The organism is Venenivibrio stagnispumantis, assembly GCF_900182795.1.
Taxonomy (GTDB): Bacteria; Aquificota; Aquificia; order Aquificales; family Hydrogenothermaceae; genus Venenivibrio; species Venenivibrio stagnispumantis.
Window position 1 is genome coordinate 37,705 of the sequence record NZ_FXTX01000009.1, and the last position, 17,691, is coordinate 55,395.

Sequence of the window (17,691 nt, forward strand, 5' to 3'; positions counted from 1 at the left end):
TGAATAAAATTTTAACGAACATAAGGATACTTAAGCTCTTCTTTAGATTTAGTCTTTTTAGCCTCTTCAACAATTTCATCTATTTTTGATTTTGGATGGCTAAATAGCGAATAAACAAGAGAAAAAATCATTAATCCGGTATAAATAAAAATAAAAACACCGGCTACCGGTAAAACAATCCACCATAAAAGATAAGCAAACATAACAACGAAAACTAAAGAAAACATATTAGTAATACACTCCTATGAAAAATCTATAGTTTTAAATACACATCAAAAATTACAAATATAAAGTAGAAAATGCTAATATATCCGTTTATGGTAAAAAATGCTTTATTTATTTTTGATAAATCATTTTCTTTTATTAAAAGATGTTCATATAATAAAAATGTAGATAAAATAAACACTCCAATAAAATATATTTTACCCATATCTGCATAAATTCCGGTTAAAATTATAAATAAAAATGTTAAAAAATGAAAAAATCTTGCAAATATCAAAGATTTTTTAACACCAAATTTTGCCGGTATAGAATGAATGCCATATTTTCTATCAAATTCTATATCCTGTAGAGCATAAAGAATATCAAAACCGGAAACCCAAAAAGCCATTCCAAGTCCTAAGAATACCATAGAAGGCTCTACATTACCTTTTAAAGCAATAGAAACAGCTATTGGAATTAAAAAATAAACAATTCCAAGTAAAAGATGGACAAAATTAGTAAATCTTTTTCCAAGTGGATATAAAATAAGAAAAAATAAAGCAACCGGTGAAAGTAAAAAAGCTAACTTATTTAGCATATAAGCAGAAAAAATCAAAACAATAGAAGATAAAACACCAAGAATTAAAAGTTCATAATCCTTTATTGCACCGGTAACAGATGACCAATTTTTTGTTCTTGGATTTAACTTATCAAAAGGTAAATCAAAAAATCTATTAAAAGCCATTCCGGCAGTTCTACCGGCAATAATAGCAATAGTTATCCAAAATAATTTATAAAAAGATGGAAAACCTTTTTCTAAAATAAAGATAGCAGATAACCCAAAAGGCAACGCAAAAATCGTATGACTAAACTTTATAACCTCTAAGTAAGCTTTTATTTTTTTTAAAAAATTTTCCATTTGCATTTTTCAAAAAATATTATATACTATATATCATCAAAAGAGGAAAAAATCCTCAAAGTATATCAGGTAGGGGTAATCTGATAATCAGAAGATTCTTTCCTCTTAAAAATTTATTTTAGGAGGACATTTTTATGTCAGAAAAAACATTCAAAAATCTTGGTATTTCTCAGGAGACATTAGCTTCTATTGAAAAAATGGGATATACCCATCCAACAGAAATTCAAGAAAAAGCTATTCCGGTAGTTATGCAGAAAAAAGATGTAGTAGCCCAGGCTCAGACAGGAACAGGAAAAACAGCGGCTTTTGGAATTCCAATAGTTGATATGGTAAATCCAAAACAGAAAAAAATTCAAGCTCTCGTTTTAGTCCCAACAAGAGAACTTGCTATCCAAGTAGCAAAAGAAATTAAAGATTTAGGTAAATTTAAAAAAGTTTTTGTATTGGCAGTTTATGGTGGAAAATCTATAAAACACCAAATAGATTTTCTTAAAAAAGGTAGCGATGTGGTAGTAGTTGGAACACCCGGAAGAGTAAAAGATTTAATAGAAAGAGGACATCTAAAACTTGATAATGTAAAAATATTTGTTTTAGATGAAGCAGACAGAATGCTTGAAATGGGTTTTATAGAAGATATTGAGGATATTATGAATGAACTTCCGGAAAATAGACAAAATCTTTTATTCTCTGCAACAATGCCAAAAGCTATATTAGAACTTGCAGAAGAATTTTTAAATCCGGATTACGAAACTATAAGAATAAAACCGGAAGAAGTAACGGTAGATAGAATAAAACAGATAGCTTACAAAGTAGATGAAAAAGATAGATTTGAAAAACTTAAAGAAATCTTAAATGAAAACAAAGATGTAAAAACAATAATCTTTACACAAACTAAGAAAATGGCAGATGAAGTTGCAAACAAATTGCAGAAAGAAGGTTTTAATGCTTCTGCAATACATGGTGATTTTTCTCAAGCAAAAAGAGAAAATGTATTAAAACGTTTTAGAACAGATAATTTAAAGATACTTGTTGCAACAGATGTAGCAGCAAGAGGACTTGATATTAAAGGTGTTGACCTTGTAATAAATTATGAACTTCCAAGAGATGTGGAAAGCTATATACATAGAATAGGTAGAACCGGTAGAGCCGGAAGAGAAGGAGTAGCTATATCTATATTCACACCATCAGAAGAAAGACAATTTAAAAACATAAAATCTAAAACAAAGGCAAATATTGAGCTGATTAATCAATCCTCAGAAAAAAGTTTTGAAGAAAAACCAAAGAAAAGAATTTTCAAAAAAATCAAAAGATAATCTCTACTTTCCTCCATCCTCTGTGATAGGGGAAATTTTTTCTTATTAAAAATTACAGTTGTATTTTTTTTATTTTAGTATATACTATTATTTAGTTAATGTTTATTAACCAAGCATTAATATCCCTCCTTTCCCACGGCTTACCTCCTATAATCTCCCTCTCCAAAAAGAGAGGGAGGTTTTTCTTTTTTTGATATAATTTTTATATAAAAGTTCGGAGGTTTTTGTTTGAAAACAATAAATGTTGCTATTGTAGGGTATGGTGTTGTTGGGAATGGTGTAGCTAAAATTTTAGAAGAAAAAAGAGAGTTAATCAGAAAAAAATCAAATGTTGATATAAATTTAAAAAAAGTATTCACAAGAAACTGGAATAAAAAATTTCCTTATGAAATAGACAAATCAAAAAGGGTAAATTCAATAGATGATATATTAAATGATGAAGATATTGATATAATTGTTGAAGTTGTAGGTGGAATAGAATTTCCTTATAAATTAATGATGGAAGCTATCAATAAAAATAAAAATATTGTAACTGCAAATAAAGCACTTCTTGCAGAAAAAGGAAAGGAAATTTTCAAAGAAGCAGAAAAAAAGAATATCAGAATAGGTTTTGAAGCAGCAGTAGCAGGCGGGATACCAATAATAAAAGCATTAAGAGAAGGGCTTATAGCAAATAATATAAATAAAATTTATGGTATTTTAAATGGAACTACAAATTATATATTAACAAGTATGTATAAGGAAGGAAAAGATTTTAAAACTGCTTTATCAGAAGCTCAAAAAGAAGGATATGCAGAAGCAGACCCAACCCTTGATATAAACGGAACAGATGCTGCCCATAAAATAGCTATATTGTCATCTCTTGCATTTGGTGGATATGTAGATTTTTCAAAAATATATAAAGAAGGAATAGAAAATATAGATATACTTGATATAGAACTTGGAAAAGAGCTTGGATATATATTAAAGCTATTAGCAATAGGTAAAGCCCACGGAGAAGAGGTTGAGATAAGAGTAAATCCTACATTTTTACCGGCTAATCATCCTTTATCTAAGGTTGATGGAGTGTTTAATGCAGTAATGGTTGAAGGAGATAGTGTTGGAGAAACTATGTTTTACGGAAAAGGAGCCGGAAGCCTACCAACAGCAAGTGCAGTAGTTAGTGATATTGTAGATATTGCAAAAAGTATATCCTTAAATATAGGTAGAGAGATAGAAATAACATCTTTAAATTGGCAACATAAAGATTTAAATCTTACAAAGGTAAAAGATTTCTTTACAAGATATTATGTAAGATTTACTGTTCCTGATATTACCGGTATTCTTGCAAAAGTTGCAACAATTTTTGCAAAATATAATATAAGTATAGCGGCAGTTATCCAAAAAGAAAAAGTATTGCAAAAATATCAGAAAAATGATGAAAAGATAGTTCCACTTGTTATATTAACCCATACTGCTTCTGAAAATAGTATCCAAAAAGCAATAAAAGAGATAGAAGAAAATAATTTAACCAGAGAGAAAACAGTATTAATAAGAGTAGAAGATGAAGATAGATAAAAAAACGGCAGGATTAATATTTGCACCTTTAATAGCAACTTTATTATATATAGCTCCTTATGATATACCTATCCCTGCAAAAATAACTTTATCTATAATTGTTTTTTGTGTGATATTATGGCTAACAGAGCCAATACCTGTATCTATTACTGCACTGATTGGTGTATCAATAGCAGTTCTTACCGGTGTTATTGATATAAAAGATGCTTTTTCCGGTTTTTCAAATCCGGTTATAATTCTATTTATAGGAAGTTTTTTAATAGCTTATGCAATGTCAAAACATGGTGTTGATAGAAAAATAGCTTTAAGATTTTTATCAAATGAGATATTTTTGAAAAATTCTATATCCATAATAATAGGATTTAGTTTAATATCATTTCTTATATCTATGTGGATAAGTAATACTGCTACAACTGCTATGCTACTTCCAATGGCAATTGGTGTTATAAATTTATTAAAAGAAAAAAATGTCAAAGGAATAAAAAATTTCAGTGCATATATACTTTTGACGATTGCTTTTGGAGCTTCTATTGGAGGCGTTGCAACAATAGTTGGTTCTCCTACAAATATAGTTGGTGTTGGATTTTTAAGAGAAGAAGGATATAAAATAACATTTTTAGATTGGATAAAGATAGCTTTTCCAATAGCTGTTTTTATGTATTTGGTTATGATTTTATATACAAAATTTAAAATAAGAAATATAGAGCTTGATTATCAAGCTGTAAAAAATATTATATTTTCTTCAAAAAAAGAGAATTTTAATAAAACCGATATAAAAATTATCCTCGCTTTTGGATTGGCAATTTTTTTATGGTTTTTATCAGCAGTTATTGATATTCCGGAAAGTTTAGTTGCATTATTATCTGCTTCTTTATTATTTATATTAAAAGATGAAGAAAAAAATCCTATTTTAACTGCTGAAGATATAAAATCTGTTGATTGGGATACAGTTTTATTATTTGCCGGTGGATTATCTCTTGGAAATATAATATCTAAATCCGGTTTAGCAAAATATATTGGTGAAAAAATAAGTATCCTTTTCTCAAAAGAGGATATATTGTTATTGCTTATTTTCTTTATTATATTAACAGTTTTAATTACAGAAATAAGCTCAAATACAGCTACAGTAATAACATTTGCTCCTATTGTTATTGCAGTATTAAAGGAGTATAATATAGATATATTCTACCCTGTATTATTTGTTGTATTTGCTTCAAGTTTTGCATTTATGTTACCGGTTGCAACGCCACCTAATGCTATTGTTTATGGCACAAAATATATTAAACTTTCACAGATGATTAAATTTGGATTGGTTTTAGAAATAGCAGGAATTGTTATTTTATCTTTATTATTAATACTATTTATAGGAGTGTGAGATGAGCATAAAATGGGAATTTTCAGCAGGTGGTATTGTTTTTAAAGAGGAAGATAACAAAATATATGTTTTATTAGTCAGAACCAAGGATAGATGGTCTTTTCCAAAAGGAAATATTGAAAAAACAGAATCTAAGGAAAATGCAGCTGTAAGAGAAATAAAAGAGGAAACAGGCATAGAAGGAGAGATTATAGATTATCTTGGAAATGTTGAATATTATTACAGAAAAGGGATAGATACTATCCATAAATTTGTTTATTATTATCTACTTAGATATAAAGGTGGAGAGATAACACCACAAAAAGAAGAGATAGATGAAGCAGTTTTCGTTTCAATAGAAGAAGCAGAAAAACTCCTTTCTTTTGATAAAGATAAACAATTTTTAAAAAAAGCAGAAAATATCATTAAAACATTAATAACCAAATGAAAGAGTTTTTAATAAAATCAATTTTTAAATATTTTTCTTCAATTAGTAGAGAAAAAGCCTTAAAAAGAGCAAATCAGATTGGTAATTTATTATGGAAACTCGGTTATAGAAAAGATGTTATATTTAAAAATTTAGATATAGCATTTCCGGAAAAAGATAAAAATTGGAAAGAAAATATAGCAAGATTATCACTTATAAATATCAGTAGAGTATTAATAGAATTTCCAAGACAACCCGAGTATGTAAAATCCGGTTATATTAAAGAGATATTTAAAATCACGAAAGGATTAGATATTGCAAAAGAATATAAAAAAGATGGGTTTATATTTGTATCTGCCCATATAGGAAGTTGGGAGATGTGTGGAGCCGGTTTATCTGCATATTTAGATGGTATATCAAGCCTTGCTTATAGACAAAAAGATGAAAAAATAAATAAGTTAATAACTGATATAAGAACAAATAGTGGAATAAATATAATCTTCCACGACCAACCTATGAAAACATTTATAAATTTACTTCAGGATAAAAAAATAATTTCTTTCCTTGTTGACCAAAATGCATTGGCACATAGGGGAAATTTTGTTAATTTTTTCGGTATAAAGGCATCTACCGTTAATTTTCCTGCAAAACTTGCTATCAAGTATAAAAAGCCGGTTTTATTTGCTTATGATTATTTTGATGAAAAAGAAAAAATTTATAAATGTGAAATACAAGAAGTTAATTATAAAATAACTGGAAATTTTGAAGAAGATGTATTAAATTTAACACAGGCTTATACAAAAAAAGTAGAAGAAGCCGTCAAAAAACATCCTGACCAATATTTATGGACACATAAAAGATGGAACACAAGACCGGAGGGAGAAGAAAAGATATATTAAAATGCTTACAGATTTTGAAAAAACAGCATTAATATATCAAGATAAAGAGATTTCATATAAGGAGCTTATTGAAAATATAAAATTTTTTTCAAGCTTGGTGCCGGAAAATACAAAAGTAGCAATCTTTTCTGAAAATAGACCTGAATGGATTTATGCATTATTCGGGATATGGCAAAAAAATAGTATTGCTATCCCTATTGATTATCTTTCTTCAAAAGAAGATGTTGAGTATATAATCAATGATGCTTCACCTTCTTTAATATTTTGTTCAAAAAATAATAGCCGGATTTTAAAAGATATAAATTTTGAAAATATTATTATTTTTGAAGAGCTTAGTTTTAAAAAAATAGATATAGAGCTTATAAATCCAAAAATGGAAGATATCGCATTAATATTATATACTTCCGGAACAACCGGAAATCCAAAAGGAGTAATGCTGAGTTTTGAAAATTTATATTCTAATATAGATAGTATAAAAAAGGAAAATATTGCAAAAAAAGAAGATAAAACAATAGCAATATTACCATTTCATCATTCTTATACGCTTATGGTTTCTTTGCTTGTTCCTTTGCATATTGGAGCTACTATAATTTTTTTACCAAAGTTATCTGCAGAAGATATTTTATCAACAATGCAAAAATATAAAATAACAATCTTAATTGGTGTTCCAAGATTATATTATCTATTTCATCAAAAGATTTTTGAAAAAATAAATCAGAACTTTTTTGCTAAAACTCTATTTAAAATATCTACGGTAATAAATTCTCAAAAATTATCTAAGATTTTGTTTAAAAAGGTTCATAAAGTATTTGGTGGAAATATTAAATTTTTTGTAAGTGGTGGTGCAAAATTTGATTTAGAAGTAGCAAAAGATTTATGGGCTCTTGGATTTAAAATTGTAGAAGGATATGGTTTGACAGAAACATCTCCTATTGTTTCATTTAATCCACCGGATAAAATAAAACTTGGTTCTGTAGGAAAACCAATAGAAGGTGTTCAGGTAAAAATAGAAAATGAGGAAATAGTTGTAAAAGGAAAAAATGTATTTAAAGGATATTATAATAAACCGGAAGAAACGGAAAAAGTATTAAAAGACGGTTGGTTTTATACCGGAGATTTAGGTTATATAGATGAAGAAGGTTATCTATATATTACTGGAAGGAAAAAAGAGATTATCGTCTTACCAAATGGTAAAAATATAAATCCGGAAGAAATAGAAAACAGAATATTAAAAATTTCAAAATATATAAAAGAGATAGCAGTAGTAGAAAAAGAAGGACAGCTTTTTGCAATTATATATCCGGATTTTGAGATATTAAAAAAAGAGACAGTAACAAATATATATGAAACAATAAAATGGCAAGTGATAGATAAATATAATTTAAATGCAGTAAGTTATAAAAAAATAAATGGTTTTAAAATTGTAGATACAGAACTTCCAAAAACAAGACTCGGAAAAATAAAAAGATATAAATTACAGGAACTCCTTGAGGAAAAACCAAAAGAAATAAAAGAAATCCCTGAGCCACAAGATGAAGAATATAAAATATTAAAAGATTATCTTATTAAAACTTTATCTTTAAAATACAAAAAAGAGATAAAAATATTACCGACAGATAATATTGAGATAGATTTAGGGCTTGATTCTTTAGATAAAATTGAGTTATTAGTAGCTATAAAAGAGATATTTGGAGTAGATATTACAGAAGAAGAACTTGCCAATAATTTAACAGTTTTATCTTTATCAAATTTAATAAAAGAGAGAAAACAAAAGATAGAAATCCAAGAAATAAACTGGGCAAAAATATTAGAAAATATAGAGCAGGTAGAGATAAAAGAAAAAAAATTCAATATAAAATTGTTGAAAAAAATATTAAAACCTATTTTTAAACTATATTTTAATTTAGAGATAGATTATTCATATTTTCCAAATCAACCATTTATCATAGCTCCAAATCATCAAAGTTATCTTGATGGATTTTTGATAGTAGCATCTTTGCCTGATAATATATTGGAAAATACATATTTTTTAGCAGAAGAAAGTTATTTTAGGTCAAAATTTAGAAAATTTATAGCAGATAATTTTCATATAATTACAGTAAATATAAATAAAGATTTAAAACTATCTTTACAAAAATCTGCATATTTGTTGAAAAATGGAAAAAATATTGTGATATTTCCGGAAGGTGCAAGGACAAGAGATGGGAATTTATTACCTTTCAAAAAGGCTTTTGCGATTTTAAGTAAAGAGTTAAAATTACCAATTATACCGGTAACTATAAAAGGTGCTTTTGAAAGCTATCCTATAAATGCTAAATTTCCAAGACCTCATAAAATCAAAATATCTTACTTAGAACCGGTTTATCCGGCTAACCTTAGTTATGAAGAAATAGTAGAAATGGTAAAAAATAAAATAGAAGAAAAGTTAAAAAACTAATCTAAAAAATTTTGTTATAATAATTATTATATCTAACTTTTGTGGAGTCAAGAATTGAATAAGATATTTTTAATTATTTTTATCTTAATTTATACTACGAATGCAGGGCAGATATACAAGAAAAATGCAGCTTTGATAACATACGATGATATACCGGATGAATATTTTTTAACATATAGATTTAATATAATAAAAGTTATATCAGAAAATCTATCTCAACTTAATCTCTCGCCGGAGCAGTTATCTCAAATAAAAGAGTTAAATGAAAGATATTATCCTTTAATGTTTGAAAAAGCAAAAAAAATAAAAGAGGAAGAAGAAAGATTAAAAGAAGTAGTATTGAAAGAAAACAATCCTGATGTTGTAAAACAGCTTTTGATTGATATAGCCCAGCTAAAAACTCAGTTATCTTTATATGATATAAATTTATTAAAAGCTGTTCAATCAATTTTAACAAAAAAGCAGTTTGAAAAAATAATTAATTATGTAGATAAAACAGAAATATGAGAAAAATATTACTATTTATAATAATTTTTTATAAATCGGTTTTTGCTTTAACCTTAGATGAAGCTATAAATATGGCTTTAACAAATCTACCTCAATATAAAGAAGCAATACATAATAAAGAGCAAAGTTATTATAATTATCAAGCTTCAAAATCCGGATTTTTCCCTCAAATTAGTTATAGTTTCAATTATTCAAAATATACAGATTATAACCCTTATGATTTTTTTAGCAGAAACCATGCTTTAAATGTTATATGGTATTTATTTGATAGTGGTAATACATATTTTGGAAGCAAAATAAATTTTTATACATATAAAAGTTATGAAGAGCTTTTAAATAAAACAAAATCAGATATTATCTATAATGTAAAAGTTGCATATTATCAAACCATTGCTTTAAAACAGATTGCAGAGATAAGAGAAATTGCAGTAAAAAATGCCCAGATAGATTATGAAATAGCCATAGAAAAAAAGGAACTTGGATTAGTTAAACTTTCAGATGTTTTACAAGCAAAGGTAAGATTTGAAAATGCAAAATTATCTTTGATTCAGGCAAAAAATGATTATAAAAAATCTCTTTCTAATCTAAATTCTTTAATAGGAAATAATTTAGAAGAAGAAATTAGCTTAGATGAGAAAGTCTTAAAAGAGATTTCAGAAATGAGTTTGCCACAATTTGATAAATTAAAACAGATAGCTTTGGAAAATAGACCGGAATATAAATATCAAAAGTATATTTTAAACCAAGCAAAAGAAAGTATAAATTTAGTTAAAGCTCAATATTTACCTTCTTTGTATTTACAGGCTTCTTTTAATAATGGATATTCAAGTTTAACAAATGTTAAAAATGATTATAATGTTTATTCTTTTGGATTACAATGGAATATATTTTCCGGTTTTAAACGGGAGTTTAATTATTTATCGGCAAAAGAACAGGAAAAAGCTGCGTTGAATGGATTAAAAGAAATTGAAAGAACAATATCTGTTAATCTATACAACAAATATCTTGATTTGGAAACATCATTTGAAAAATTAAATGCCTCTAAAACTACTTTGGAACAGGCTAAACAAAATTATGAACAGGCAATTGGAGAATACAAAGCCGGAACCGGAGATATACTATCTTTAACTACTGCCGAAACATTACTTGCAAATGCCCATGAAACCTATATTAATAGTTTATTAGATATAGCTATCTCTGTATCAAATCTTGAAAGAGAGCTAAATATTTACAAATTGGAAGATATAGCGAGGCAAAAATGAAAAAATTAATTTATTTGATAGTTATTATTATAATAGGAATATTGATTTTTGGAATATATAACAAATTTTTTAAAAATAAAGAAGAGATAAAAGTATTAGAAACAGCCGTTGTAAAGAGGGAAAATATAATAAACACTATTGATGCTACTGCAATAGTTCAGCCACAGGTTAATGCCTATGTAAAGGTAGGAGCAAGGGCAACAGGAACAATTGTAAAAATGAATGTAGATATAGGAGATAAAGTAAAAAAAGGACAGCTAATAGCAATTATAGACCAAAGGGAAACATTAATTGATACTCAGACAGCCCAAAAAGATTATCAAAAATCCTTAGATACTTTATATCAAATACAGGAAACTTATCCTCTACGAATAAAAGAAGCAGAAAAGGCTTTGGAGCAAGCTAAAGCAAATTATAATTATGCGAAATGGAATTTAGAAAGACAAAAATCACTGATAGAAAAAGAATATACAACTTATCAGGCATTAGAACAGGCTAAAAGGGATTATGAATCTGCAAAAGCTTCATTGGAACAGGCAGAAAAAAGTTTGGAAAGGGTAAAAAAGGAGTATGAAACCCAGCTAAGAATAGCAAAAGAAGATGTAGAGATAAAAAAATTAAACCTAACAAAAAACAATGTAAGAACAACATACACAGAAATATACTCACCAATTGATGGGATAGTATCTAATGTAACTGCAAGAGAAGGAGAAACGGTTGTAGCCGGCTTGCAGGTTGCAAATTTAATTACAATATTAGACCCAACAAAAGTAGAAATACAGATTTATGTAGATGAAACAGATATAGGAAAGATAAAAGAAGGACAAAAGGTAGAATATACTGCAGATGCATATCCGGGGAAAAAGTTTGAAGGTGTTATATCTAAAATATATCCGGAGCCTGTTGTAAAGGATAATATTGTTTATTATCTTGCAATAGTTAAAGCAAAAGAAGAAGATGCATTATTTTTAAAACCTCAGATGACTGTTTATGCAAAAATAATAACCGGTGAAAAACAAAATGCATTGGTAGTTCCAAACTCAGCAGTTAAATTTGAAGAAAATAACCAAGTAGTTTATAAAGTAGATGGAAAAAAGATAACAAAAGTTAAAGTAAAAACCGGTTGGATAACTTCTGAATACACAGAAATCTTAGAAGGATTAAAAGAAGGAGATATTGTTGCCACAAAGCTAATATTACCAGAGGCTAAGCATTGAGCTTAATAAAACTACAAAATATAATAAAAATATATAAAACAGCCGATATAGAAACACAGGTTTTAAAAGGAGTAAATCTAACAATAGAAGAAGGGGAGTTTGTATGTATAATGGGGGTATCTGGTTCGGGTAAAACAACATTAATGAATATAATCGGTTGTCTTGATACTCCAACATCAGGGAAATATTTTTTTAAAGGAAAAGATATATCATCCTTAGATGATGATACTTTATCTAAAATAAGAAATGAGCATATAGGATTTGTTTTTCAGCAGTTTTATCTAATTCAATATCTAACTGCAAAAGAAAATGTTTTAGTTCCTACATTATACTCTTCAAAAGATGTTCCAGAAGATAGAGCTATATTTCTTCTTGAAAAGGTAGGAATGAAAGATAAGATAAACCTAAAACCATCTCAGCTTTCAGGAGGACAACAACAACGGGTAGCAATTGCAAGGGCTTTAATAAATGACCCTGAACTTATAATAGCAGATGAGCCAACCGGCGCATTAGACAGAAAAACGGCATTTGAGATAATGGATATATTTAGTAGTTTAAATAAAGAAGGCAAAACAATAATAATGGTAACCCATGACCCTGAAATAGCAAAATATGCAAGAAGGATTATCTATATAGAGGATGGAAATATTAGATATTAATCTATCTTTAAAAATCCTGTTTCATCTAAGAATGTTAAGCTATCATAATCGGTTAAATCAAGTTTGATAGGGGTTATTGATACAAAACCATTTTTTATGGCTGTATAATCTGTTCCGGATTCACATTCTTCAAATAAAGCTTCTTCTCCACCTATCCACCAATACTCTTCTTTACTTGGAGATAAATATTTAACAATCTCTTCTTTATAAGCACCTCTTCCTTGCTTTGTAAGTAAATAACCTTTTGGATTATTTGGAATATTTACATTTAATAATGTTCCTTTTGGTAAGCCTTTTTCAATAACTTTTTTTATAATTTTTAAGGCTATTTTTGATGCATTCTCAAAATCCGGATTTTTAGAAGATGCTACAGAAAAAGCAACCGATGGAATACCAAATAAAGTTCCTTCCCTTGCTGCTCCTACAGTTCCGGAATAAAAAATATCATTTCCTATATTTGGCCCTGTATTTATACCGGAAACTAATAAATCCGGTTTTTCTTTTAGTATAACATTTACGCCAAGATGAACACAATCTGCCGGAGTTCCATCAACAATATAATAAAAATTTTCTTCTTTTTTCACAATTTTTAAAGGTCTTGTAAATGTTAGAGAGTGGGAAGTACCGCTCATATTTCTATCAGGAGAAATAGTAACCACATCAAAATTTGCATCTATCAGAGCTTTTCTTATTTGTAATATACCTTCCGATTGGTATCCATCATCATTTGTAAGTAAAACTTTATATTTACTCATCTTTCTTCCTTTATATATTTATTTTAGTCGGAGCGACCCGATTTGAACGGGCGACCTCTGGCCCCCCATGCCAGTGCGCTACCACCTGCGCCACGCTCCGAATGCAAATTTTTTAATATATAAATTTTACCTCATTTTTCAAGTAAATTTGAAAGTATTTTTGTTGCTTCAATAAGAGCTTTTTGTCCGACTTTTGCATATCTTGCTGTTGTGGTAGGAGATGCATGTCCAAGTAGTTCCTGAATAATTCTAAGTTCTGTTCCTGATTTTAAAGCCATAGTTGCTGCTGTATGTCTAAGTTTATGAGGATGAAGCTCTATTCCAAGGCTTTTCCCGATATTTTTTATTCTTCTCCATAAAGAGTAATAAGATATAGGAAAGATATCTTCAAAAGGTATCTCTTTTAGATACTCAATTAATATTTCCAAGGTTTTTCCGGAAATAGGAATATCTCTTTCCTTATCTCCTTTTCCTTTTATCTTAATAAATGCCACATCATTTTCTTTTAAACCATTATTTATTGCATAATCTATGCTGTAAGTTTGATTTTCTCTATACAAAATAATATTTTTCCTTTTTATATTCAAAAGTTCAGAAGAACGAATACCTGTTGTAAGCATCATTGATATTATTACTTTATCTTGTAGGCTTTGGATATTATCTAAAATTTTTTTTATCTCTTCGTCTGATAATGAAGCTGGTATTTTTTGTGAAACTTTTGGTCTGTGGGATTTTGTTATAGGAGAAGCATTTATTATTTCTATATCTATAAAATATTGAAAGAATGAATTTAAAGATGCAAGTTTTCTTGCTATTGTTGAAGATTTTTTCTTATTCATCTGTAGATACATTCTAAATTTTGCTATATCTGCCTTTGTTATATTTTCTATATCTTTATCTCCTATAGCCTGTATAAAATGTTTTAAATCGGATTTGTAATTTTTTACCGTATGGGGTGATTTATCTGCTATATAAGATATATAAAAATCTATACATTCAGAGAGCTTCATTGTTCCACCTTTTATATAAATTATGCTCTACACCAAATGTATCTAAAATTTTTCCTACAACAAAATTTATCATATCATCTACTGTTTTTGGATAATGGTAAAATGCCGGTGAAGCAGATGCTACTATTGCTCCAGCTTCTGTTGCTTTTTTCATATTTTGTATATGAATTATTGAAAAAGGCATTTCTCTGACAAGAAGATATAATTTTTTTCTTTCTTTTAATGCAACATCTGCAACCCTTTGTATGAGATTAGAGCTTACACCATTTGCAATGGCAGATAATGTATCCATAGAACAGGGAGCTATTATAACTCCCTCTGTTTTTACTATATTTGAACCACTTGCAAGTGGAGAAGCTATATCCTTATTATCAAAAATTTTTACATTTTCATTTAAACTTTTTATAAAATCAGATTTTTTTACATTATTTTCTTTTTCCATAACGGTATAACCGGCCTGCGAAACAATAAGATAGACTTTATTGTTTTTGGAAAGCTCTTCTACTAATCTTTTTCCATATATAAAACCACTTGCTCCGGTTATACCTACAACAAATTTTTTCATCGTAATGATTTTTCTGCCAATAACTCCTCTTCTGATACTTCTTGCATAAGATATACTTTATCTCCTTCTCTTACTTTATCTATTGTTTTTAAGCCTATTACCATTCCCCTTTCAGTTTCTGTAATATCTTTTCTATCAATCTGCATTGATTCTACTTTTTGTCTTACTACTCCGGTAGTTTTTCCTATAATATGTATTGTATCACCAATTTTAATCGGATGATTTATTATTCTTACTTCTGCTACAGATATTTTTGGATAATATTTTATAACTTCTCCTACATATAATTTTTTCTCTTTTGCAATAGATTTATTTAAGCCAAATAACCCTTCTCCGAAATAAAATCCACTATCCCATTCTCTATGATATGCCCTTTCTAATAAATCCCATAAATCTTGATAACCTTTTGTGCTCCATTCTCCGTTTAATATTCTATCTCTTGCTTCTCTGTAAGCATAAGTTACAAGATATGCATAATCAGGGTTTTTATTTCTGCCTTCTATTTTCCAGCTATCTGCCCACATTAATCTATCTATAAAATTGAGTGTAACTAAATCTCTTGCAGATAAAACATAATCTGAACCGAGTATAAAATCTGTTCCGGTATTTTTTGATGTTATTTTTACTTCAAATTCATGTCTGCATACTTGATAACATTCTCCTCTGTTTCCGGAAGTTTCAAAAACATCGTGACTTAAAAAACATCTTCCGGATACTGCCATACACATTGCTCCATGGACAAATATTTCTATTTCAAGATTTGTTTTTTCTTTAAGGTCTAATAATCCTTGCAGTTTAACTTCCCTTGCAGGAACTATTCTTTTTACTCCAAGAGATTCATAAAATTTTGCTGCCTGTGAGTTTGATACAGAAGCCATTGTAGAAAGATGAGTTGTTATACCTCTTTGAATGGCTCCGGATAATACAGCCATATCCCAACCGATTACTGCATCTACTCCTATCTCTTTAAGCTGGTCTAAGGTTTCATTTATAAATGGCAAATCATCTTCAAAAACTATTGAGTTTAAAACTATATACTGTTTTATTCCTTTATCTTGTGTAATTTTTCTAATCTCTTTTACATCATTTATATCAAATTCAGATTTTAAGGCTCTCTGATTTAATTTTCCACAGCCCATATATATAGCATCTGCCCCTGCCTTTATTACAGCAGCAAGCCCTTCATAATGTCCAACAGGTGCAAGTATTTCAGGTTTATTCATAACATTACCTCCGGTTATTAATAATAACAAATTATGACATAAATCAATAAAAGAAAAGATGTTTTTTGTCATCTAATTTTTTATTTAAAAAATCAAACACTGTTTTATTTAACAAAATCAAACAATGTTTTAAAATCTTGATTTAATTATAAAAAATTTGACAAATAAAACGATGTTATATATAATGCTTCACCGTTTTTTAAAAAATCTTAACAAAGGAGGTTTCATTATGGAAAAGACAGATTTGCTTTTGAATGTTCAGGAAAAGTATTACCCACCGGAAGAGATAGTAAAGACAGCAAATTTTCCGGATTATGAATCTGTTTATAAAAAATCAATAGAAAATCCGGATGAATTTTGGAGCGAAATAGCAAATCAGCTTGAATGGTTTTCCAAATGGGAAAAAGTCCTTGAATGGAATTATCCTTATGCAAAATGGTTTGTAGGTGGAAAAACAAATATCACCTATAACTGCCTTGATAGACATGTTAAAAACGGAAAAAGAAATAAAGTAGCATACATATATGTAGATGAAGAAGGAAATGAAAAAAAGATAACTTATGGAGAGCTATTAGAACAAGTAAATAGATTGGCTAATGGGCTTAAATCCCTCGGTGTCCAAAAAGGAGATAGAGTATCTATATATATGCCAAATACAATAGAAGCTATAATCTCTATGCTTGCCTGTGCAAGAATAGGAGCAATCCATAGTGTTGTATTTGCCGGATTTAGCGAAGGGGCTTTAAAAATTAGAATAGAAGATGCAAAAGCAAAAGTAGTTATAACAGCTACTTATACAAAAAGAAGAGGAAAAAGAATACCTCTTTATCCGGTTGTAAGAGAAGCTATTAGAGATTTAGATTTTGTTGAAAAAGTTATCCTTTGGGATAGAGATAAAGATATGTCTGAGGAATTTGAAGAGCATTTTGTTGTGGATTTTGAAACTTTAATCAAAAGCCATCCAAAAACTTGCGAGCCAGAGGTAATGGATGCAGAAGACCCATTATTCATACTTTATACATCAGGGACAACAGGAAAACCAAAAGGAGTATTACATACAACCGGCGGATATATGGTAAATACATATCTAACAACAAAAGCAGTTTTTGATGTAAAAGAAGATACTATCTATTGGTGCACTGCCGATATTGGCTGGATTACAGGACATAGTTATATAGTGTATGGGCCACTTGCAAATGGTATAACTTCTGTAATAATGGAAGGAGTTCCTGTATATCCTCATCCTGGAATATGGTGGGAATATGTTGAAAAATACGGAGTAAATGTATTTTACACAGCACCAACAGCAATAAGAATGTTAATGAGATTTGGAGAAGAAATACCAGCAAAATATGATTTATCAACTTTAAGAGTGCTTGGTTCTGT

17 protein-coding genes and 1 tRNA gene are annotated in these 17,691 nt (G+C 28.5%); 11 read left to right on the plus strand and 7 right to left on the minus strand.

Translation table 11 applies throughout. The features are described 5' to 3' along the window. Positions 1 to 11: 11 nt before the first annotated feature. Positions 12 to 227 carry a hypothetical protein gene (locus QOR43_RS04680; RefSeq protein WP_265134404.1) on the minus strand — a complete coding sequence of 72 codons (216 nt, stop codon included), beginning with the start codon at positions 225 to 227 and terminating at the stop codon, positions 12 to 14. A gap of 26 nt (positions 228 to 253) precedes the next feature. Then, positions 254 to 1,120 (minus strand): UbiA-like polyprenyltransferase, encoded by an 867-nt coding sequence (locus tag QOR43_RS04685; RefSeq protein WP_265134403.1) that lies wholly within the window; start codon positions 1,118 to 1,120, stop codon positions 254 to 256. A 134-nt stretch (positions 1,121 to 1,254) separates the two neighbouring features. On the opposite strand from QOR43_RS04685, the gene QOR43_RS04690 reads away from it, so the two are divergent. The 10 genes from QOR43_RS04690 (at position 1,255) to QOR43_RS04735 (ending at position 12,752) form a co-directional block, all read left to right on the plus strand. Beyond that, positions 1,255 to 2,433 (plus strand): DEAD/DEAH box helicase, encoded by a 1,179-nt coding sequence (locus QOR43_RS04690; protein WP_265134402.1) that lies wholly within the window; start codon positions 1,255 to 1,257, stop codon positions 2,431 to 2,433. 228 nt (positions 2,434 to 2,661) lie between these two features. After that, entirely contained in the window at positions 2,662 to 3,990 is a 1,329-nt protein-coding gene (locus QOR43_RS04695) for a homoserine dehydrogenase (protein WP_265134401.1), read from the plus strand. Next, positions 3,977 to 5,365, plus strand: coding sequence for an SLC13 family permease (locus QOR43_RS04700; RefSeq protein ID WP_265134400.1), 1,389 nt, complete (start codon positions 3,977 to 3,979; stop codon positions 5,363 to 5,365). The genes QOR43_RS04695 and QOR43_RS04700 overlap by 14 nt, the downstream gene beginning before the upstream one ends. A gap of 1 nt (position 5,366) precedes the next feature. After that, positions 5,367 to 5,792, plus strand: coding sequence for an NUDIX hydrolase (locus QOR43_RS04705; protein WP_265134399.1), 426 nt, complete (start codon positions 5,367 to 5,369; stop codon positions 5,790 to 5,792). Then, complete coding sequence (locus tag QOR43_RS04710; RefSeq protein WP_265134398.1) at positions 5,789 to 6,670, plus strand: lysophospholipid acyltransferase family protein; 882 nt, start codon at positions 5,789 to 5,791, stop codon at positions 6,668 to 6,670. The genes QOR43_RS04705 and QOR43_RS04710 overlap by 4 nt, the downstream gene beginning before the upstream one ends. 1 nt (position 6,671) lies before the next feature. After that, positions 6,672 to 9,107 carry an AMP-binding protein gene (locus QOR43_RS04715; protein ID WP_283571437.1) on the plus strand — a complete coding sequence of 812 codons (2,436 nt, stop codon included), beginning with the start codon at positions 6,672 to 6,674 and terminating at the stop codon, positions 9,105 to 9,107. Between the two features lie 54 nt (positions 9,108 to 9,161). After that, positions 9,162 to 9,614 carry a hypothetical protein gene (locus QOR43_RS04720; protein ID WP_265134396.1) on the plus strand — a complete coding sequence of 151 codons (453 nt, stop codon included), beginning with the start codon at positions 9,162 to 9,164 and terminating at the stop codon, positions 9,612 to 9,614. After that, entirely contained in the window at positions 9,611 to 10,876 is a 1,266-nt protein-coding gene (locus tag QOR43_RS04725) for a TolC family protein (protein ID WP_265134395.1), read from the plus strand. The genes QOR43_RS04720 and QOR43_RS04725 overlap by 4 nt, the downstream gene beginning before the upstream one ends. Continuing rightward, positions 10,873 to 12,093 (plus strand): efflux RND transporter periplasmic adaptor subunit, encoded by a 1,221-nt coding sequence (locus QOR43_RS04730; protein WP_265134394.1) that lies wholly within the window; start codon positions 10,873 to 10,875, stop codon positions 12,091 to 12,093. The genes QOR43_RS04725 and QOR43_RS04730 overlap by 4 nt, the downstream gene beginning before the upstream one ends. Then, positions 12,090 to 12,752: an ABC transporter ATP-binding protein gene (locus QOR43_RS04735; protein ID WP_283571438.1), complete on the plus strand. Its 663-nt coding sequence runs from the start codon at positions 12,090 to 12,092 to the stop codon at positions 12,750 to 12,752. The genes QOR43_RS04730 and QOR43_RS04735 overlap by 4 nt, the downstream gene beginning before the upstream one ends. Here QOR43_RS04735 and surE read toward each other — a convergent pair. The 5 genes from surE to QOR43_RS04760 form a co-directional block, all read right to left on the minus strand. Continuing rightward, positions 12,749 to 13,507 (minus strand): 5'/3'-nucleotidase SurE, encoded by a 759-nt coding sequence (gene surE, locus QOR43_RS04740; RefSeq protein WP_265134393.1) that lies wholly within the window; start codon positions 13,505 to 13,507, stop codon positions 12,749 to 12,751. The genes QOR43_RS04735 and surE overlap by 4 nt on opposite strands. 27 nt (positions 13,508 to 13,534) lie before the next feature. Continuing rightward, positions 13,535 to 13,607: transfer RNA gene (locus QOR43_RS04745), tRNA-Pro, on the minus strand. 31 nt (positions 13,608 to 13,638) lie between these two features. Next, positions 13,639 to 14,517: a tyrosine-type recombinase/integrase gene (locus tag QOR43_RS04750; protein ID WP_265134392.1), complete on the minus strand. Its 879-nt coding sequence runs from the start codon at positions 14,515 to 14,517 to the stop codon at positions 13,639 to 13,641. Continuing rightward, entirely contained in the window at positions 14,504 to 15,082 is a 579-nt protein-coding gene (locus QOR43_RS04755) for a UbiX family flavin prenyltransferase (RefSeq protein ID WP_265134391.1), read from the minus strand. The genes QOR43_RS04750 and QOR43_RS04755 overlap by 14 nt, the downstream gene beginning before the upstream one ends. Further along, entirely contained in the window at positions 15,079 to 16,305 is a 1,227-nt protein-coding gene (locus QOR43_RS04760) for a U32 family peptidase (RefSeq protein WP_265134390.1), read from the minus strand. The genes QOR43_RS04755 and QOR43_RS04760 overlap by 4 nt, the downstream gene beginning before the upstream one ends. A gap of 229 nt (positions 16,306 to 16,534) precedes the next feature. Here QOR43_RS04760 and QOR43_RS04765 point away from each other — a divergent pair. Next, positions 16,535 to 17,691, plus strand: a 1,157-nt coding sequence (locus QOR43_RS04765) for an AMP-binding protein (RefSeq protein ID WP_283571439.1), incomplete at its 3' end; no start/stop codon positions are given.